General features: G+C 63.2%; 16 protein-coding genes. 8 read left to right on the top strand and 8 right to left on the bottom strand.

What is annotated here, in order from left to right; translation table 11 throughout:
- Window positions 1–18 precede the first annotated feature (18 nt).
- The 3 genes from Q1W70_RS08915 to Q1W70_RS08905 form a co-directional block, all read right to left on the bottom strand.
- Entirely contained in the window at window positions 19–2,367 is a 2,349-nt protein-coding gene (locus Q1W70_RS08915) for an FdhF/YdeP family oxidoreductase (RefSeq protein ID WP_166590303.1), read from the bottom strand.
- Window positions 2,364–3,203, bottom strand: a complete 840-nt coding sequence (fdhD, locus tag Q1W70_RS08910) for a formate dehydrogenase accessory sulfurtransferase FdhD (protein ID WP_166590304.1) — start codon at window positions 3,201–3,203, stop codon at window positions 2,364–2,366. The genes Q1W70_RS08915 and fdhD overlap by 4 nt, the downstream gene beginning before the upstream one ends.
- A 94-nt stretch (window positions 3,204–3,297) precedes the next feature.
- Entirely contained in the window at window positions 3,298–4,185 is an 888-nt protein-coding gene (locus Q1W70_RS08905; protein WP_166590305.1) for a LysR family transcriptional regulator, read from the bottom strand.
- A gap of 136 nt (window positions 4,186–4,321) precedes the next feature.
- Here Q1W70_RS08905 and lysM point away from each other — a divergent pair, with 136 nt between their 5' ends.
- On the top strand, window positions 4,322–4,762 hold the full coding sequence (gene lysM / locus Q1W70_RS08900) for a peptidoglycan-binding protein LysM (RefSeq protein ID WP_166590306.1): 441 nt from the start codon (window positions 4,322–4,324) through the stop codon (window positions 4,760–4,762).
- 75 nt (window positions 4,763–4,837) lie between these two features.
- Here lysM and yrfG read toward each other — a convergent pair whose 3' ends face one another.
- A complete protein-coding gene (gene yrfG / locus Q1W70_RS08895) occupies window positions 4,838–5,500 on the bottom strand; it encodes a GMP/IMP nucleotidase (RefSeq protein WP_166590307.1) in 663 nt (220 codons plus the stop codon).
- An 88-nt stretch (window positions 5,501–5,588) separates the two neighbouring features.
- On the opposite strand from yrfG, the gene nudE reads away from it, so the two are divergent.
- The 3 genes from nudE (at window position 5,589) to Q1W70_RS08880 (ending at window position 7,579) form a co-directional block, all read left to right on the top strand.
- A complete protein-coding gene (gene nudE / locus Q1W70_RS08890) occupies window positions 5,589–6,155 on the top strand; it encodes an ADP compounds hydrolase NudE (protein ID WP_166590308.1) in 567 nt (188 codons plus the stop codon).
- The gene (cysQ, locus tag Q1W70_RS08885) at window positions 6,152–6,988 is read left to right on the top strand and encodes a 3'(2'),5'-bisphosphate nucleotidase CysQ (RefSeq protein ID WP_166590309.1); all 837 of its coding nucleotides are present in this window, start codon (window positions 6,152–6,154) and stop codon (window positions 6,986–6,988) included. Before nudE ends, cysQ begins: the two co-directional genes overlap by 4 nt.
- 141 nt (window positions 6,989–7,129) lie before the next feature.
- Complete coding sequence (locus Q1W70_RS08880; RefSeq protein WP_302098777.1) at window positions 7,130–7,579, top strand: hypothetical protein; 450 nt, start codon at window positions 7,130–7,132, stop codon at window positions 7,577–7,579.
- Window positions 7,580–7,666: 87 nt separating this feature from the next.
- On the opposite strand, the gene Q1W70_RS08875 is transcribed toward Q1W70_RS08880, so the two are convergent.
- Genes Q1W70_RS08875 through Q1W70_RS08865 form a run of 3 tightly spaced genes read right to left on the bottom strand, consistent with a single transcriptional unit; the run spans window position 7,667 to window position 11,380 of the window.
- On the bottom strand, window positions 7,667–8,122 hold the full coding sequence (locus Q1W70_RS08875; RefSeq protein ID WP_166590311.1) for a YiiD C-terminal domain-containing protein: 456 nt from the start codon (window positions 8,120–8,122) through the stop codon (window positions 7,667–7,669).
- Window positions 8,123–8,171: 49 nt separating this feature from the next.
- Window positions 8,172–9,575 (bottom strand): sigma-54-dependent transcriptional regulator, encoded by a 1,404-nt coding sequence (locus Q1W70_RS08870; protein WP_166590312.1) that lies wholly within the window; start codon window positions 9,573–9,575, stop codon window positions 8,172–8,174.
- The gene (locus tag Q1W70_RS08865) at window positions 9,572–11,380 is read right to left on the bottom strand and encodes a sensor histidine kinase (RefSeq protein ID WP_166590327.1); all 1,809 of its coding nucleotides are present in this window, start codon (window positions 11,378–11,380) and stop codon (window positions 9,572–9,574) included. The genes Q1W70_RS08870 and Q1W70_RS08865 overlap by 4 nt, the downstream gene beginning before the upstream one ends.
- 172 nt (window positions 11,381–11,552) lie before the next feature.
- Here Q1W70_RS08865 and Q1W70_RS08860 point away from each other — a divergent pair, with 172 nt between their 5' ends.
- The 4 genes from Q1W70_RS08860 to Q1W70_RS08845 all read left to right on the top strand — a co-directional run bounded on the left by Q1W70_RS08860 (window position 11,553) and on the right by Q1W70_RS08845 (window position 17,225).
- Entirely contained in the window at window positions 11,553–14,465 is a 2,913-nt protein-coding gene (locus Q1W70_RS08860; RefSeq protein WP_166590313.1) for an aminotransferase, read from the top strand.
- 324 nt (window positions 14,466–14,789) lie between these two features.
- Window positions 14,790–15,668 (top strand): N-carbamoylputrescine amidase, encoded by an 879-nt coding sequence (gene aguB, locus Q1W70_RS08855; protein WP_166590314.1) that lies wholly within the window; start codon window positions 14,790–14,792, stop codon window positions 15,666–15,668.
- Window positions 15,669–15,673: 5 nt separating this feature from the next.
- The gene (aguA, locus tag Q1W70_RS08850; RefSeq protein ID WP_166590315.1) at window positions 15,674–16,780 is read left to right on the top strand and encodes an agmatine deiminase; all 1,107 of its coding nucleotides are present in this window, start codon (window positions 15,674–15,676) and stop codon (window positions 16,778–16,780) included.
- Between the two features lie 244 nt (window positions 16,781–17,024).
- Window positions 17,025–17,225, top strand: coding sequence for a hypothetical protein (locus tag Q1W70_RS08845; RefSeq protein ID WP_166590316.1), 201 nt, complete (start codon window positions 17,025–17,027; stop codon window positions 17,223–17,225).
- Window positions 17,226–17,278: 53 nt separating this feature from the next.
- On the opposite strand, the gene Q1W70_RS08840 is transcribed toward Q1W70_RS08845, so the two are convergent.
- Window positions 17,279–19,375 carry a TonB-dependent receptor gene (locus Q1W70_RS08840; RefSeq protein WP_302098776.1) on the bottom strand — a complete coding sequence of 699 codons (2,097 nt, stop codon included), beginning with the start codon at window positions 19,373–19,375 and terminating at the stop codon, window positions 17,279–17,281.
- Window positions 19,376–19,509 lie beyond the last annotated feature (134 nt).

Here is a 19,509-nt window from a genome sequence, read left to right as displayed (position 1 = left end):
AAAATTCGACGCCAGGCTTCAGGCCGACCTGGCCTTGATCAGCCCGCTTGCACTCGCCGCTTCCAGGCGGATCGCGACAAATTTGGACGTCGGCGTGTGGCTGCCATCCCCGGTGCTTTCCAGCGGCACCAACGGGTTGACTTCCGGGTAGTACGCCGCCGCTTGTCCCGCCGGAATATCGAACGCCAGCAGGGTGAAGCCCTTCACCCGACGCTCCCGGCCATCATCCCAGATCGACACAATGTCAGCCTTCTGCCCGGGCTTGAAGCCCAGGCGGATGATGTCGGCTTCGTTGACGAACAGCACATCCCGCTGGCCCTTGACCCCACGATAACGGTCATCAAGACCGTAGATGGTGGTGTTGTACTGATCGTGGGAGCGCATGGACTGCATGATCAGGTCCGGCAACTGCCCGGTGGCCCGGGTACGTTCGTGAACCAGGTCGAGGGGCAAGGTATTGGCGCGGAAGTTGGCGCGACCTGACGGGGTGTTCCAGCGCCGTTCGCCGGCACTGTTGCCCAGGTAGAAACCGCCCGGGTGCTCGATCTTCTGGTTGAAGTCCTTGAAGCCTGGAATGGTGTCGGCGATCAACTCGCGAATGCGTCGGTAATCGGCCACCAGCCAGCTCCAGTCCACGGGGGTGCTGCCCAGGGTGGCCGCGGCGATGCCGGCGATGATCGAAGGCTCGGAGCGCATCAGCCTGGACAGCGGGTTCAACTGGCCATTGGAGGCGTGGACCATGCTGAACGAATCCTCCACGGTCACCGCTTGCGCCCCTTCGGTTTGCAGGTCGATGTCGGTACGGCCCAGGCACGGCAGGATCAAGGCGGCTTTACCGTGGGCCAGGTGGCTGCGGTTGAGCTTGGTGCTGATCTGCACGGTGAGGTCGCAGTTGCTCAGGGCCTGGAAGGTCCGTGGGCTGTCCGGTGTGGCTTGGGCAAAGTTGCCGCCCAGGCCGATAAAGACTTTGGAGCGACCTTCGAGCATCGCGTGGATGGCTTCGACCACGTTGTGGCCATTGTCGCGCGGCACCTTGAACTGGAAGCGCCGCTCCAGCGCATCGAGGAACGCCACGGGTGGCCGTTCGTTGATGCCCATGGTCCGGTCGCCTTGCACGTTACTGTGGCCACGCACCGGGCACAGGCCCGCGCCCGGACGGCCGATGTTGCCGCGCAGCAGCATCAGGTTGGCGATTTCCTGGATGGTCGGCACCGAGTGGCGGTGCTGGGTGATGCCCATGGCCCAGCACATGATCACGTTCTTGCCGGCCGCGTACATGCGCGCGGCTTGCTCGACGTCTTCCAGGCTCAGCCCGGACTGCTCGACGATCTGCGCCCACGGGGTGTCGTCGATCTGGCTCAGGTAGTCGTGGAGGTTGACCGTGTGCTCGTTGAGGAACTCATGGTCGAACACCGAAGGCGCGCCGCTGCCCTGCGCCTCGCGTTCCCACTGCAGGAGGAATTTGGCCATGCCGCGCAACAACGCCATGTCGCCACCCAGCGCGGGGCGCAGATAGGCGGTGTTGGTCGGCTTGTCGCCGTTGGTGAGCATTTCGATCGGATGCTGCGGGTGCTGGAAACGCTCCAGGCCACGCTCCTTGAGCGGGTTGATACAGACCACCTGCGCACCACGTTTTACCGCTTCACGCAGCGGCTCAAGCATCCGCGGATGATTGGTCCCGGGGTTCTGGCCCCAGACGAAAATCGCGTCGGCATGTTCGAAGTCATCGAAGGTCACGGTGCCTTTGCCGACCCCGACGCTCTGCGCCAGGGCCACGCCACTGGCTTCGTGGCACATGTTCGAGCAATCCGGGAAGTTGTTGGTGCCAAACGCGCGGACAAACAACTGGTACAGATAGGCCGCTTCATTGCTGGCGCGGCCCGAGGTGTAGAACTCGGCCTGGTCAGGGCTCGCCAGGTTTCGCAGGTGTTGGCCGATCAGCGTGAACGCGGCCTCCCAGCTGATGGGCTGGTAACGGTCGGTCTCGGCGTTGTAGCTCATCGGTTCAGTCAGGCGGCCCTGGTACTCGAGCCAGTAGTCGCTCTGCTCCAGCAACGCGCTGACGCTGTGCTTGGCGAAAAATGCCGCGTCGACACGGCGTTTGGTGGCTTCCCAGTTGACCGCCTTGGCGCCGTTTTCGCAGAACTTGACCATGCCGCTTTCCGGCGAATCGCCCCAGGCACAGCCCGGGCAGTCGAACCCGCCGTTCTGGTTGGTCTTGAGCATCATGCGGATGTTCTTCAGCGCGTTGTCGCTGGTCAACCACGCCTGGGCGACACTGATCAGCGCGCCCCAGCCACCGGCCGGGCCCTTGTAGGGCTTGTAGCGTGGGGTGGGTGTCTGGTCGGCTTGATGATGAGTGCTCACGCTTGATTCTCCATCGCAGGGCTATACACCCGCGGCGCACTTTTGTGCGGCAGGTGGATGAGATTGAGGTTGTGTCGGCGCGCCCACTGCAGGGCAAGGCCGGTGGGCGACGACAGGCTGACCAGGGTCTGGATCCCGGCGCGCAGGGCTTTCTGGATCAGTTCCAGGCTGCAGCGACTGGTGACAATCGCCACCCCGCCTGCTGTCGGGATGTCCTGCCGGACCAGGGCGCCGATCAGCTTGTCGAGGGCGTTGTGCCGGCCGATGTCTTCGCGGCCCAGCAGCAACTCGCCCTGGTTATTCATGAACACCGCCGCGTGCACCGCACCGCAGTGCTGGCCCAGGGGTTGGAAGGCATTGATGCGTTGGCGCAGGCCGTCCAGCCATTCGGCCGGCGGCAGGGGCGCTCCCGGCAAGACGGGCAGTTGCGGCAAGGCCTGCTCCACGGCTTCGACGCCACACAAGCCGCAGCCGCTGGTACCGGCCAGTTGCCGACGCTGCTGCTTGAGGTTCCAGAACGCACGGCTGGCGATGTTGACCTGGGCGTACATCGCAGAACCCGAGCCGCTGAGCTGCAGGTCGTAGATATCGCTGCGCTCACTGACGATCCCGCTGCCCAGGCTGAAGCCGACGATGAAGTCTTCAAGATCGGTAGGGGTTACCAGCATCACTGCCTGGCTGATGCCGTTGTAGGCAATCGCCAGCGCGACCTCTTCGGCGAGCGCGGTGCTGGCGCTGGCGCTGAGGTCGAGGTTGCAATACTGATAGCTCTGACTGGCGGCGGGCGCGGGCGTGTCGAGGGCGGGCGCCGCGCAGGTCGGGCGCTTGGCGTTCATGGGGCTGTACCGGCGGGTTATCCAGCTTTAAGCCTAGGCGCGGCAAAGTGTCGCGTCTAATCGCTAATACTGATCTACCGATAGATGGCGTCGATCAAGAGCCGGTCTGTGATCTCTGATAAATCGCAAAACAGGCTTCCGCCAATGCCGAGCGCGGTGCGCTGCGGCGCATGATCAGCCCCAGGCGGCCGAGGGTTTGCGCGTTTTCAATCGGCTGCAGGCGCAGGTGTTCGGTCAGGGCTTCCAGGCCACCTTCCAGGGGCATGATGGCGCAGCACAGGCCACCATGGACCGCCTGCAGCAATTGATGAACGGCGTCCGTCTGCAGCAGCGGTTGCGGGTTGAGGCCCCGGCTGTGGAAGTTGTGGTCAATGGACTGGCGAAAGTGCATGCCGCTGGTGAGCATGCCCAGTGGCAACTCGATCAGCGCCTCCCAACTCAAGGGCGTCTCGCCGAAACTGAAGAAACGCTGGTCATACAGCAGGCCCATGCGGGTTTCGCTGAAGGCCAGAGAGTCGAAGCGCTCGCCATCCAGGCGCTCGAGGTAGGACACGCCCAGATCCAGGCGGTTGTTCGCCAGTTGTTCGAGGATCTGCTCGGAGCTCAGGGCCGACAGCTCGAAGCGCAGGTTCGGGTGTTCGCCGTGCAACTGGTGCAACAAAGGCAGCGGATCGAAGCTCGACAGCGGCACCACCCCCAGGCGCAGTGTGCCGACCAGGTTGCCGCGACAGGCTGCGGCTTCGGCATACAGGCCGTCATAGGCCGCCAGCACGGTGCGCGCCCAGGCCAGCACCCGCTCACCGGGGGCGGTAAACCCTTCAAAGCGCTGGCCGCGATTGACCAGCGGCAGGTCCAGTTCTTCTTCCAGGCTGCGCAAGCGCATCGACAGGGTGGGCTGGGTGATGTGACAGCGCGCGGCGGCCTGGCCGAAATGGCGGGTTTCGTCGAGGGCGATGAGGAATTTCAGCTGTTTGATGTCCATCTTCATTCCTGGGCGCGGTGAGGAGCGAATTCTAGCGGTTGGGTTGACCTGCGTCATTGGTCGGTTGGGAACCGCATTGCGCAGAGTTGGTCTAGTCTTTCGCGACCGGACCTATTAAACCCAAGGAGAGTGCACCATGAGTCTTTTGAGCTTTGTCAAAGAAGCAGGCGAAAAACTGCTGGATCTGCTGACACCGGGTAACGCCAATGCGAGCGAGCAGTTGAAGGATCACATCGCGAAGGTCGGCCTGGGCAACCCGAATGTGCAGGCCACGGTGGAGGGCGACAAGGTAACTGTGACGGGTGAAGTCAGCAGTCAGGAAGAGAAAGAGAAGATCCTTCTGGCGGTGGGTAACATTGCCGGCGTCGGCAGTGTCGATGACCAGATCACGGTGAGCGGGCCAGTGGTGGCTGCTGCACGTTTTGTAGTGGTGAAGAAAGGCGACACCCTCAGCGCGATTTCCCTGGCGGTGTATGGCTCTGCCAACCAGTACAACAAAATCTTCGAGGCCAACAAGCCAATGTTGTCGCACCCGGACAAAATCTATCCGGGCCAGACGCTGCGCATTCCTGAGTAACGCTCAGGCTCGCTCCCACCAGGGTCGCATCAACCCCGTGGGAGCGAGCCTGCATCGCGATGCAGGCGACCAGGTCTACAGTCCTGCAATAAGCGCTTGATAGTCCCCCACCGCGGCAAACTCGGCGGTGTCCTTAGGCCCCTTGCGGCTATCCGGCACGCTGACAGCCAGCAAATGCCCCACACCAAACTCCCGCGCACTGCGCAGGATCGGCAAGGTGTCATCGATGAACAGGCTGCGGCCTGGGTCGAAGCCGATGTCGGCCTGCAACGCATCCCAGAACTGTCGGCTCTCCTTGGGAAAGCCATAGTCGTGGGAGCTGATCAAGCGCTCGAAGTAGGGCGCCAGCTCGATCCTTTCCAGTTTCAACGACAACGAATCGCGATGCGCGTTGGTAATCAGGATGACCCGTTTGCCGGCCTGTTTGATCGCCGCCAGAAAGGTATCGGCATCCGGGCGCAGGGCGATCAGGTGGGCGGTTTCCAGCTTCAGTTCGCGCACGGGTAAACGCAGTTCGCTGCTCCAGAAATCCAGGCAATACCATTGCAACTGTCCGGCGTTGCGCTCGAACAACGGCTGCATTTCCAGCTCGGCCATGGCCCGGCTGATGCCGTGCAATTCGGCATAGCGCTGGGGCAGGTGCTCCATCCAGAAATGGTTGTCGTAGTGCAGGTCCAGCAGGGTGCCGTCCATATCCAACAGAACGGTATCGATGTCGCGCCAGGGCAGTGTGGGCATTGCAGGCTTCTCCAGCGGGAAACAGATATCCGGCATAAACAATCAGGAAAGGCCGGGTATAGTAACCCGTTCACGCCAAGGAGCCGCTATGCGCCAAAAACCCGAAGTCCTAGCCCGCGAGATCGTCGCCACCAGTCGCCTGTTTTGCGTGGAAGAGGTGCAACTGCGCTTCTCCAATGGCGTGGAGCGCACCTACGAGCGATTGGTCGGCAAGGGCGCCGGGTATGGCGCAGTGATGATTGTGGCGATGCTCGATGCCGACCACGCGGTGCTGGTCGAAGAGTACTGCGGTGGCACCGACGCCTATGAAATGTCATTGCCCAAGGGCCTGATCGAGCCGGGCGAGGATGTGCTGGCCGCCGCCGAGCGCGAGCTCAAGGAAGAGGCCGGTTTTGGCGCGCGGCAACTGGAGCACCTGACCGAGCTGTCGCTGTCGCCCGGTTACATGAGCCAGAAAATCCAGGTGGTGCTGGCCACCGAGCTTTACGAAGAGCGCCTGGAAGGGGACGAGCCGGAGCCGATGCGGGTTGATCGGGTCAATCTGCGCGAACTGTCGGCGCTGGCGCAAAACCCGCAGTTCACCGAAGGCCGTGCCTTGGCGGCGCTGTACCTGGCCCGTGACCTGCTGACCCAGCGCGGAGCGTTCCAGCCATGAAGGATTTTCCCCAGGCACACCCGTTGCTGGCGCCGGTGGTCGAGCTGGCGCTGCAGGCTGGCGAGGCGATCCTGCCGTTCTGGCGCACCGCAACCGAGGTGATGACCAAGACCGACGATTCGCCGGTCACCGCCGCCGACCTGGCTGCACACCATGTGATTCTCGCGGGCCTGACGGCGCTTGATCCGAGCATCCCGGTGCTCTCGGAAGAAGACGCCAATATCCCACAAGCCGTGCGCGCCGGCTGGCAGCGCTGGTGGCTGGTGGACCCGCTGGATGGCACCAAGGAGTTCATCGCCGGCAGTGAAGAATTCACCGTCAACATCGCGCTGATCGAGCAGGGGCGCGTGGTGTTTGGGGTGGTGTCGATGCCCACCAACGGTCGCTGCTATTTCGGCGGTGACGGGCTCGGCGCCTGGCGCGCCGACCAAGACAGCGCCGCGCAACCGATCCAGGTCCGCCTGGCGCCGGCCGCAGGCCAAGCCTTTACCGTGGTTGCCAGCCGCCGCCATTCCAGCCCGGAACAAGAGCGCTTGCTGGCGGGCTTGAGTGCCAGCCTGGGCGAGTTGCAGCTGGCGAACATCGGCAGCTCGTTGAAGTTCTGCCTGTTGGCCGAAGGTGCGGCGGATTGTTATCCGCGGTTGGCGCCGACCTCCCAGTGGGACACCGCGGCAGCCCAAGGCGTACTCGAAGGCGCGGGCGGCGAAGTGCTGGAGTTGAGTGGCGAACGCTTCAGCTATCCTGCGCGGGAGTCGCTGCTTAACAACTACTTTTTGGCATTGCCTGCGGGCGTGTCATGGCGAGAGAAGTTATTGAGCTTGAGTTCAAACTGAACAGTCAGCCTGTAAAGTCATCCCCTGTTTGATCACTGTATGTTTGATCACTGTCAGATATGACAGGTTTCAAGTAGGGGGCTGAGTGCTAGCATCCAACACACCTGATGATGGTAGGTGACTGATGGGGCTGAGGTTCAAATGAAAATCGATAAAGTGCTTTTATTGGTTGGACTTTCACTTTGTTTCGGGAGCGCGTCCGCCGGGACTGTCACGATCAAGTCCCCGCCAGAGGGCTTGACGTTGTTGACGACAAGCGGGGTTGTAAAGCATGGCGACAAGGACTTGGTGTTAACTTCGCAGACCCAAGTCGAGGTCAATATCTCACCGCAAATCGAGGTAGACGGCACGCCGCACATAATAGGTATGGCGTCAGTCGATCATCGCCCCAACACCACCACTCAACTGCACAGCAACGATACTCTTTGTCGTTCGAGTGAAAGTGCCCAGGGTTATAGCGTCACGATTGAACTGGTTGGTTATCAGTCTGTGACCTGTCGCAATGGAGAATTTAAGTCGAACAAGCAACTCGTTGCCGACGGTTCGGCAAATGTGGTGGTGACGTACGACAAACTTCCAAAATCTGACTGATCGTCGCTGTCGTTCAGTGCGGGGGTTGGCAGGAACGATGACGCCGAGGGCAGTCGCGTCATCGTCAGGTTTGATAGCCAGCCAGTGCTAGCGATGCAGCACATACTGCCCGGTAAACGTCACCGCATCCTCATCACTCCCGGCATTCACAATCCGCGCATGCAGCGTCAATCGTGCCCGGCCGTAGCGTTCGTACATCGTCAGGAATTTTTTCCACACCGCCGCACTCGGAGCTTCACAGAGGGCAATCCCGTCGGTGGTCACCGGCAGCGGGTAGCTGATGTGCCCTTCCTGGATCACGATGTGCCCGTCCTCGATGCCGGCTTCACGCAGGCGCAGGTGCAACCAGCCCCAGCCCGCCAGCACGGCGGCGCAGTACAGGCTGCCGCCGAACATGGTGCTCTTGTGGTTGACGTTGGCTGCCAACGGTAGCTGCAGGCGTAATTGCCCGGACTGCCAGTCGAGCACCTTGAGGCCCATCTCCTGCGTCAGGGGGATGTCGTGGTGCAGGATTGATTCCAGGTAACGACTGTCGTGGTTCATGCGCGGACCTCATGGTGGGTTGCCGGGATGACAGATGGCGGTATGCGGCTCAATCGAGTTCCTCGGCGCTGTTGTGGGCGCCGGCGGCGTCGGCGAAATTCAGGCCGTGTTTGCGCAGCTTGTCATGCAGGGTCTTGCGCGGCACCCCGAGGGCTTCGGCGACGCTGCGCAGGGAGCTGTGGGAGCGCGCCAGTTCGGCGGCGATCAGGTTCTTCTCGAAGTTCTCCACTTGCTCGCTGAGGTTACCGCTGGGTTCGGCACTCAGCGGCGCGGGACTGCCATCGGCGGCCGTTGGGTCGAGCGCCAGTTCCAGGCCGAGGGCAAAACGCTCGGCGGCATTCTGCAGCTCGCGCACATTACCCGGCCAGCGATGGCGCAGCAGCAGCGCCCGTTGCCCCGGGAGCAGTTCGTGGGGCGCCAGGCCATGGCGTTCGCTGGCTTCATCGGCAAAGTGCTGGAACATCATCAGGGCATCTTCGCCGCGTTCGCGCAGTGGCGGAATGCGCAGCGGCGCGACGTTCAGGCGGTAGTAGAGGTCGGCGCGAAAACGCCCCTGGTCGGCGGACTGGCGCAAGTCTTCCTTGGTGGCGGCAATGATGCGGATGTCCAGCGGGATCAACTGATTGCCCCCCAGCCGTTCCACCACCCGCTCTTGCAGCAGACGCAGGAGCTTGACCTGCACGTCCAGGCTCATGCTTTCGATTTCATCGAGGAACAGCGTGCCGCCATTGGCAAATTCGAACTTGCCGATGCGCCGCTTCTGCGCCCCGGTGAACGCCCCCGGTTCGTGACCAAACAGCTCGCTCTCGACCACCGACTCGGCCAACGCCCCGGCGTTGATCGCGACGAAGGGGCCGTTGCGGCGGTTCGACAAGTCGTGCAGGGCGCGGGCCACCACTTCCTTGCCGGCGCCGGTCTCACCGAGGATCAGCACGTCGGCCTTGGTCGGGGCCAGCGCGCCGATCTGCTCGCGCAGGCGCAGCATCGACGGCGACTGGCCGATCAGCCGCGTACTCAGTTCATTGCGATCGCTCAGGGCCAGGCGCAGGCTGCGGTTTTCCAGGACCAGGCGGCGCAGGGCCAGGGCCCGGCGCACGCTGTCGAGCAGGGCATCGCTGGCGAAGGGTTTTTCGAGGAAGTCATAGGCCCCGGCGCGCATCGCCTGCACCGCCAACGGAACGTCACCGTGACCGGTAATCAGCAAGACCGGCAGCTCCGGGTCCTGGCCGTGCAGTTCGGCCAGCAACTCCAGACCGTCCATGCCGGGCATGCGAATGTCGCTGACCACCACGCCGGGCCAGTCGCGCTCCAGCCGCGCGGCCAGGCCCTGGGCTTGCGCCAGCGGCAGGATCTTCAGTCCGGCCAGGTCCAGCGTCTGGCTCAGGGCCTGGCGCAGGTGCGGATCGTCGTCGATCAGTACCACTTCAATCCGATTGTCGATCAGGTTGCTCATTCACTGCGGTCCTCGGACGGTTGCAGGCTTACACCGGGTGCGCCAGCGCGCAGCCGCAGGGTGATCAGGGCGCCGCCTTCCTTGTGGTTGGCGAACGACAGTTCACCGCCGAAGGCGCGCATCAGGGTTTCGCAGATGGCCAGCCCCAGGCCAAGGCCCTGGGTGCGGGTCTTGGTGGTGTAGAACGGCTCGCTGGCGCGGCTCAGGGCTTCCATGCAGAACCCCGGGCCGTTATCGCGAATGTACAGATTGACGCCCTCGGCGGTGGTTTCGGCACTCAACCAGAGTTTGCGCGGCGGACCTTTTTCAGTGAGGGCATCGAGGGCGTTGGCCAGCAGGTTGCCCAGCACCTGGCGCAGCCGGGTTTCGCCGGCCTCGACCCACAGCGCGGCGGCTGGCAGGTCGCGGATCAGTTCCACTTCCATGCTGCGGCGACGCTTGGCCAGCAACGCCAGGGCGTCGTCCAGCGCCGGTTGCAGGGCGACGCTTTCCGGGGCGTGGCGGTCGCGCCGGGCAAAGGCGCGCAGATGGGCGATGATCGAGGCCATGCGCCCGGTCAGTTCGCTGATCAGCTTGAGGTTGCCACGGGCATCGTCGGTGCGTTGATGATCGAGCAGCACCTCGGCGTTCTCGGCGTAGCTGCGGATGGCCGCCAGCGGTTGATTGAGTTCGTGGCTGATGCTCGCCGACATAGTGCCCAGCGCCGAGAGTTTACCGGCCTGCACCAGGTCGTCCTGGGCACGTACCAGCTCCTGTTGCGCCTGCTCACGCTCCAGCACTTCCTCCCGGAGCCGGCGGTTGAGGCCTTCCAGGTCACTGGTCCGCTCGGCCACCCGGACTTCCAGTTCACGCCGGGTCCTGGCTTCGAAGTCGATGCGCTGCAGGTAGTGGCGGCGGCGCTGCATCATCAGCCCCAGCAGCAACATCAGCACCAGCAGCGTCGCACCGCCGGTGGCCACCACGGTGCGCACGGGGCGGTCGATCAGGGTCCTGGGCGCAAGGATGCTGACGCGCCAGCCGGTCTCGTCGATCTGCTGGGTCTGGGTCAACCAGGCGTTCTGGTCGATCTGCAAGGGCCGTGGATCGAGGGTTGGGTAGGGCTGCACGGCGGCGATGGCGGTGCGCTCATCCTCCGTCAGTGGCCGGCTTGCACGGAAGCGCCAGTCCGCCCGCGAGGTGAGGATGACCACGCCGTTGTGATCGGTCACCAGCAGTTGTTCCGGGGTTTTGCCCCACAGGCTTTCGGTGTGGTCCAGGTCGACCTTGATCACCAGTACACCGAGTATCTGTTCGCCTTCGCGCACGGCGGCAGCGAAGTAATAGCCACGTTTGGTGGAGGTGGTGCCCAGGCCGAAAAAGCGCCCGAGGCGACCCTGCATCGCTTCGCTGAAGTAGGGGCGGAAGGCGAAGTTGCGGCCGATGAAGCTGTCCTGCTTGTCCCAGTTCGACGTGGCCAGGGTGTTGCCGCGCACGTCCATCAGGTACATGACCTCGGCCCCGGTCTGGGCGCTGATGTTTTTCAGGAAGCGGTTGGCGTTGCCCTGGGTCACGCCATCGTCCGGCGCCCCGAGGACGGCGCGCAAGGCGGGCAGGTCGCCGAGGATCTGCGGCAACACCTCGTAGCGGTGCAGGGTACCCAGCAGGTTGGCGACGTACAGGTCCAGGGTCTGGCGGTTCTGGCCGGCCAGTTCGCTGCGGTAATAACGTTCGGCCAGGTGCTCCAGCGGCCACAACAAGGGTGCCAGGCACAGGGCAAGCAGGGCCAGGCTGCGCCAACGGGGTCTGCGGGGGAGGGCTGGAGTCATGGGCATCGGGGATCGCCTGGGGGTACCGCTGCATTATGCCTAGGCTTGCGCGGCGAGACACTCGCGCAACGCGTTACGCCACGCTGGCCGATCACTGACCGCTGCCGGGGGTTGCGTATCGCCCTGCGCAGTGGCGATATAGACGTCTTATAAAAATGCCAGGGGTTGTTGTATGTTGCTCGCCACGTTGATTCACCGCGCCAGTCTGGCCAGTCCGCAAGTCACCGCAGAGCAAGCACTGGAGCTGCTGCGTGAACACTACGGGCTGAGCGGGACGCTGCAGTCACTGGGCAGCCAGCAGGATCTCAACTATCGGCTCGACAGTGATCAGGGGCGCTTCGTCCTGAAAATCTGCCGGGGCGACTACGCCGCGTTGGAGCTTGAGGCCCAGCACGCCGCGCTCAAACACCTGGCGGCACGTCCCGGGTTGCATGTCCCGCGGGTCATCGCGGCGAAGAACGGTGCCGACCTGCTGACCCTGGAGCTGGCCGGCCAGTCCCTGCACGTGCGCGTGCTCGACTACATCGACGGACAATCCCTGACCCACCTCGATCACCTGGGCCATGAAGTGGTGGCCGGTTTCGGTCGGCTCTGCGGCGAAATGGACCTGGCCCTCGCCGGCTTCACCCACCCGGGGCTGGAGCGCACGTTGCAGTGGGATGCCCGGCATGCCAGTGCATTGATCGAACACCTGCTGCCGGTGATCGGCGACCCGCAACAGCGCGAGATGATCAGCACCGCCGCCTTGCACGCCGAGCGGCGCTTGTTGCCCCTGCAAGCGAAGCTGCCGGTGCAGGCGATCCACATGGACATCACCGACGACAACGTGGTCTGGACGCGGGACGCGCAACGCCATTGGCAGATGCAGGGGGTCATCGACTTCGGCGACCTGATCCGCACCTGGCGCATCACCGATCTGTCGGTGACCTGCGCGGCGCTGCTGCACCATGCCGATGGCGACCCGATGGTGATCCTGCCGGCGGTGCACGCCTACCACGCGGTCAATCCGCTGCAGCGTGAAGAGTTGCAGGCACTGTGGCCGCTGATTGTGGCGCGGGCGGCGGTGCTGGTGCTCAGCGGTGAGCAGCAGGTGAGCATCGATCCGCAGAACCAGTACAGCCGCGACAACCTGAGCCACGAGTGGGAGATCTTCCGTGTTGCCACCTCGGTGCCGTTCGAGCTGATGGAGGCGGCGATCCTGGTGACGGCCGGCGAGTCGCTGCCAGTGATCGCCAGCCAGGGATTTGCCCCCTTGCTGCCGAGCCTGGTGGGACGCGAGTTCGCCCTGATCGACCTGGGCGTGCTGAGTGCCCATTTCGAAGCCGGCAACTGGGAGCAGGAGGGGATCGATCAGCGTCTGCTGCTCGAAGCGGCGTCAGCCCACGGCCTGGCGGCCAGTCGCTACGGGCAGTACCGCTTGTCCCGGACCCGCCCGGACAGTGCGCAGGAACCGGACACTTACCCGCTGCACGTTGACTTGCAGGTGCCGGCGGGCACTGCGGTCGAGGCGCCGTTTGCCGGTGTCGTCCACCTGAGCACCGATGGCCGCCTGCAACTCGACAGTGCCCAGTTGAGCGTGCGCCTGTGGGGCGTCAGCCCGTTGCTGCACAGCGGTGCCGCAGTGATCAAGGGCCAGGTGCTGGGGGAGGCCAGCGGCGCATTGCGGGTGCAATTGTGTCGTGGCGCCGAACTCGATCCGCCGCTGTTCTGCACGCCGTCCCGGGCCCCGGCCTGGCAGGCGTTGTGCCCGTCGCCGGCGGCGTTGCTGGGGTTGGCCTGCGATGCTGAGGCCGAGCTCGATCCACGCACGTTGCTGGCCCGCCGGGATGCCAGCTTCGCCCGTTCGCAAAAGCACTATTACGTCGATCCGCCACGCATCGAGCGGGGCTGGCGCAACCACCTGATCGACATGCAGGGCCGCTCCTACCTGGACATGCTCAACAACGTCGCGGTGCTCGGCCACGGTCACCCGCGCATGGCTGCCGAGGCCAGTCGGCAGTGGTCGCTGCTCAACACCAACTCACGCTTTCACTATGCGGCCATCGCCGAGTTCTCCGAGCGCTTGCTGGCGCTGGCGCCGGACTCGATGGACCGGGTGTTCCTGGTCAACAGCGGCAGCGAGGCCAACGATCTGGCGATCCGCCTGGCGTGGGCCTACAGCGGCGCGCGCGACATGCTCAGTGTGTTGGAGGCGTATCACGGCTGGACGGTGGGGGCGGACGCGGTGTCGACCTCGATCGCCGACAACCCCAAAGCACTCAGCAGCCGCCCGGACTGGGTGCACCCGGTTACCGCACCCAACACCTACCGGGGTGAGTTCCGTGGGCCCGACAGTGCGCCGGATTACGTGCGCAGCGTCGAGCACCACCTGGCTCGGCTGGACGAGCAGAAGCGCCCGTTGGCGGGCTTTATCTGCGAGCCGGTGTATGGCAATGCCGGTGGCATCTCGTTGCCAGCGGGGTATCTGCAGCAGGTCTATGGGCTGGTCCGCGCCCGGGGCGGGGTGTGCATCGCCGATGAGGTGCAGGTGGGTTATGGGCGCATGGGCAAGTTTTTCTGGGGCTTCGAGGAGCAGGGTGTGGTCCCGGACATCATCACCATGGCCAAGGGCATGGGCAATGGCCAGCCGTTGGGGGCGGTGATTACCCGGCGGGAAATTGCCGAAGCGCTGGAAGCTGAAGGGTATTTCTTCTCTTCGGCCGGTGGCAGTCCGGTGAGTTGCCGCATCGGCATGGCGGTGCTGGATGTGATGCAAGAAGAAAAGCTGTGGGAAAACGCCCAGGTCGTTGGCGGTCATTTCAAGGAACGCCTGGAAGCCTTGATCGAGCATCATCCGTTGGTCGGTGCGGTGCACGGCTCCGGTTTTTACCTGGGGGTCGAACTGGTCCGCAACCGCGAGACGCTGGAGCCGGCCACCGAAGAAACCGCCCGGCTGTGCGACCGTCTGCGGGAACTGGGGATCTTCATGCAACCGACCGGAGACTACCTCAACGTCCTCAAGATCAAGCCGCCGATGGTGACGTCGCGCCAGAGTGTCGACTTTTTTGTCGACATGCTGGCGAAGGTGCTGGACGAAGGGTTGTAAGCCCGCGCTGGCGAGGGTGGCCGTTCGGCCGCCATCGCTGGCAGGCCAGCTCCCACAGGTTTGATGGGTGTCTGCAAAATCTGTGAGCTCCGTGGGGGCGGGCTTGCCCGCGATAGGGCCAGTAAACCCTCCATAAATATCGATTATTATCGGCATTAACAGCTAGAAAAATACAAATGCGCATATCAGGCCCTTTAAAAGCCGATTTTTATCGGTTATAAAGTCGCCTGACGCCGCGCTGTGGATTTCTGCGCCCGGCCGAACCTCTTTCTGTCATCGGTCGATGCCACGCTCGGCCCCCTGCACCCGCCCGGGAGATGATTCATGAGTCGTATCGTTACTGTCGCCGCTACCCAGATGGCCTGTTCCTGGGACCTTGAAGCCAACATTGAGACCGCCGAGAAGCTGGTCCGTGAGGCCGCGGGCAAGGGCGCGCAGATCATTCTGATCCAGGAGCTGTTCGAAGCCCCGTACTTCTGCCAGAAGCCGAACCCGGACTACCTGCAACTGGCGAGCCGCGTTGAAGACAACGTGGCCATCAAGCACTTCCAGAAAGTCGCCAGGGAGTTGCAGGTGGTCCTGCCGATCAGCTTCTACGAGCTGGCGGGCCGGGCGCGCTTCAACAGCATCGCGATCATCGATGCCGATGGCAGCAACCTGGGGATTTATCGCAAGAGCCACATCCCCGATGGTCCGGGCTACCACGAAAAGTATTACTTCAACCCGGGCGACACCGGCTTCAAGGTGTGGAACACCCGCTACGCGAAAATCGGCGTGGGCATCTGCTGGGACCAGTGGTTCCCGGAGTGCGCCCGCAGCATGGCGCTGCTCGGCGCCGAGATCCTGTTCTACCCGACGGCCATCGGCAGCGAACCGCACGACAAGAGCATCTCCTCGCGCGACCACTGGCAGCGCGTGCAGCAGGGTCATGCCGGCGCCAACCTGATGCCGTTGATCGCCAGCAACCGCATCGGCAACGAAGAGCAGGACGGCTACGACATCACCTTCTACGGTTCTTCGTTCATCGCCAACCAGTTCGGCGAGAAGGTCGAGGAGCTCAACCAGACCGAAGAAGGCATACTGGTGCACAGTTTTGATCTGGATGAGCTGGAGCACATCCGCAGCGCCTGGGGTTCGTTCCGTGATCGGCGTCCGAACCTGTATGGCCCGCTGAAAACCCTAGACGGTTCCCTGGAGTCCTGATTGTTATGACCACTTTGCACAGCACCCCCCGCGCCGACGGCTTCTACATGCCGGCTGAATGGGCCCCCCAGACCCAGGCCTGGATGGTCTGGCCCGAGCGCCCGGACAACTGGCGCCTGGGCGGCAAGCCCGCTCAAGCGGCCCACGTGGCGGTGGCCAAGGCGATTGCCCGCTTCGAACCGGTGACCGTTGCCGTGTCCGCCGGCCAATACGAAAACGCCCGGGCCCGCCTCGACGTACCGAATATTCGCCTGGTCGAGATGTCCAGCGATGACGCCTGGGTGCGGGACACCGGCCCGACGTTCGTCATCAACAACAGCGGTGAAGTGCGCGGCGTGCACTGGGACTTCAATGCCTGGGGCGGTTTCGACGGCGGCCTGTACTCGCCGTGGAACCGTGACGCACAAGTTGCCGGCAAGATCCTCGAGATCGAGCGCAGTCCGCGTTACCGCACCGAGGGCTTCGTGCTCGAAGGCGGTTCGATCCACGTCGACGGCGAAGGCACGCTGATCACCACCGAAGAATGCCTGCTCAACCGCAATCGCAACGCGCACCTGAGCCGCAGCGAAATTGAAGCGGTGCTCAGCGCGCAACTGGCTGTGGATAAGATCATCTGGCTGCCGGACGGTCTGTACAACGACGAAACCGACGGCCATGTGGATAACTTCTGCTGTTACGTGCGTCCCGGTGAAGTGCTGCTGGCCTGGACCGACGACCCGCAGGACCCGAACTACCCACGTTGCCAGGCGGCCATGAAGGTCCTGGAAAACAGCACCGACGCCAAGGGTCGCCCGTTTGTCGTACACAAGATGCCGATTCCGGGGCCGCTGTATGCCACGGAGGAAGAGTGTGCCGGGGTTGATCCGGTAGACGGCACCCAGGAGCGTAATCCTACGGTGCGCCTGGCCGGTTCCTACGTGAACTTCCTGATCGTCAACGGCGGCATCATTGCCCCGAGCTTCGACGATCCGCTGGATGGCCCGGCCAAGGAAATCCTGCAGAACCTGTTCCCGCAGCATGAAGTGGTGATGGTGCCGGGGCGTGAACTGTTACTGGGTGGCGGCAACATTCATTGCCTGACCCAACAGCAGCCTGCACCGCACAAAGGTTGAGTGAAGATGTAACAGCCTGTGGCGAGCGATGACCGGGTTTTTTAGCCCACGACATCGAGTCATGCCCAGCAAGCCCGCAGCCCGGAAGGCCTGCGGGCTTTTTATTGCCGCACGTCGGGCTGCCAGTCGCCTTGGCATAGCTCTTGTATATGCCCGTGAGTAATTCTCGGGAATGTAGAACGGCGTTGTTCTGTCATAAACCTTGGATAAGTTGGCCGCTCAAGAACCGGGAGAGAGCGCTGCAATGAACAGGGTCAGCGAGCAGCCAGCGCATCCCTTGGCACTGAATGGCGAGTCGCTGCAGGTGCTGGCGCAATGGTTGAAGTCTAATGGAACGCGACAGGTCAGAGACCCTGACCCGCGCAGGATGATGATCGAGCGATACCCCGCTGGTTTGTTCAGCGAGGCGGAACTCGAAGCGCTGTGGGATGTGATGCAAGGATAGACAACAAGGGATTGGTAAAGCGCTGCCGGGATGGCAGCGCTTTTTTTTGCCCTTTAGAAACTGTAGGTCCCGGTGACGACCAGGCTGCGGGGTGCCCCTGGCAGGATCTGGTAGGCGCTGGTCGACGACTCGTAGTAAGTCTTGTCGCTGATGTTGTTCAGCGCCGCGCGCAGGTCCCAGTCTTTCTGGCGGAAACCGGCCAGGGCGTCCCAGCGGCCGTAACCGGGCAGGACCGTGGTGTTGAGGTTGTCGGCGTAACGATCGCCCACCAGGGTCAGGCCAGTCTCGGCGTACCAGCCCATCTCCGGTTTCCAGGTGATGAACAGGCTGCCGTTGCGCTTGGCGACGTTGCTGATGCGCTTGCCTTCCAAGCCGTTGTTGTCTTTCTCGACGGTGGCGTCCTGAAAGCCCATGCCCCCTCGCAGATACCAGTTGCCGGTGATTTTCCCGGCGCCGGTCAGTTCGATGCCGCGCGAGCGTTGCATACCGGTCAGCAGGGTCACGGTCGGATCGTTGGGGTCGCTGGTGCGACGGTTGTAGAGCTCAAGCTCGTAGATCGCCAGGGTCGTGCTCAGGCGGTCATCGAGCCAGTCACTCTTCACGCCGATTTCCTTTTGCTTGGTCAGCTCGGGGCTCAGGTCGTTGACGTTGGTGGTCAGGCCCGGGGTGATGCCGATCAGGCCGCCGCCGACGGGCGAGAAGGTCTTGCTCCAGGAGGCGTAGAACGAGTGGTTCTGCAGCGGGGTCCAGACCACGCCGAGCCGTGGGCTGGTGCTGTGGCTGTCGCGGTCTTCGGAGAGGTTCTTGAGCTGGTTGGTCGAGTCGACATCGAAGGTGTCATACCGCACGCCGGCCAGCAGTTGCCATTGATCGTTGAGGCGCAGTTGGTCCTGCAGGTAAATGGCGCGGCTTTCGACTTCGGTGTGGGAGTCGCTGAAGACCTGCATGCGCCCGGTGTGCACGATGTTCCGGTCGGGGTGATACAGGTCCAGGGTCGGCACGGCGCTGTTGCCCGGCGCCGTGGTGGCCGCGTTGTACAGCTTCGGATCCCGGCGCTGGCTGCCCAGCTCCAGCCCGCTGAGCAGGCGATGCTCGAGGCCGAAGGTGCTGAAGCCGCCTTCCAGTTCCAGGTTGTTGAACACATTGCGGGTGGTCAGGTCCTGCTGCCAATGCTGGCGAACCACCTGGTTGGTCGTGGTGTTCACATTGGTGACGTAGGTGTTGTCGAAATCACTGTTGAGCTTGAACACCCCCAGGGTGTGGCGCAGTTGCCAGTTGTCGGCAAGCTCGTAACTGAGTTTCGAGCGCAGGGACTGCGACTTGTCATCGATGAAGTCGTTATCGGTGCCGTAGGTGGTATCGCGGCCGACGTCGGCGGGCCGTCCGTTGATGGCCGGGATGCCACGATCGGGCGTGCGGTTGTAGCGGCTGTATTCGTATTGCACCAACCAGTTCAGGTCCGGTGTCAGTTGCCAGCTCATCGACGGTGCGAACAGTTGGCGGCTGCCACTGACGCCGTCGCGAAAGCTGTTTTCATCCAGGTTGCCCATGTTCAGGCGCAGGCTGAGGTTTTCGCTCGGGTCGGTGCTCAGGTCGGCATACAGGCTGCGCATGTCCTCGCTGCCGCCCTGGGCTTCGATGGTCGAGCGGCGGCCGAACTCTGGCAACTTGCTGACCCGATTGACGATCCCGCCTTGGCTGCCACGGCCGTACAGCACCGCGGCCGGGCCTTTGAGCACTTCGATGCGCTCGATGTTGTGCAGGTCGCGCACGTACTGGCTGTCGTCGCGGATGCCGTCGAGGTAGAAGTCGTTGCTGGCGTCGAAGCCGCGGATGCGCAAGCTGTCGAAGCGCGTGTCGGCGCCGCTGCTGACGTTGGGGATGCCGCCCAGGGCCGTGCCCAGGTCGTTGGTGCCGTAGTCGGAGAGGTTGGCGGTCTTGATCGAGTCGATGGCCTGCGGGACGTAGCGCACCGGGGTGGCGGTGCGGGTCGCGGTGCTGACTTCCTTGACCCGTGGATCGTCGACTTCGCCCACTTCGGCGCTGATCGAGGTGGCGGGCAATTCAGTGGTGGCAGCGCAGGTAAAACCGCCGGTCAACGAGGCGCACAGGCCCAGGGTGACGGACGTAAGACGAAAGGGGGCAGGCATTTGAAACGCATCCGAAGGGGTGGGTCATTCGAGGGTGCGAATGGTAATGCTTGCTATTTACTTCCGTTAATTATTCCTGAAGCGCTACATGGATTGATTGTTTCTAATTATTTCTTAGGGATTCGACCGCTCTG

The organism is Pseudomonas kielensis, assembly GCF_030505375.1.
GTDB lineage: Bacteria > Pseudomonadota > Gammaproteobacteria > Pseudomonadales > Pseudomonadaceae > Aquipseudomonas > Aquipseudomonas kielensis.
This window is presented reverse-complemented; position numbering and strand designations above follow the sequence as displayed.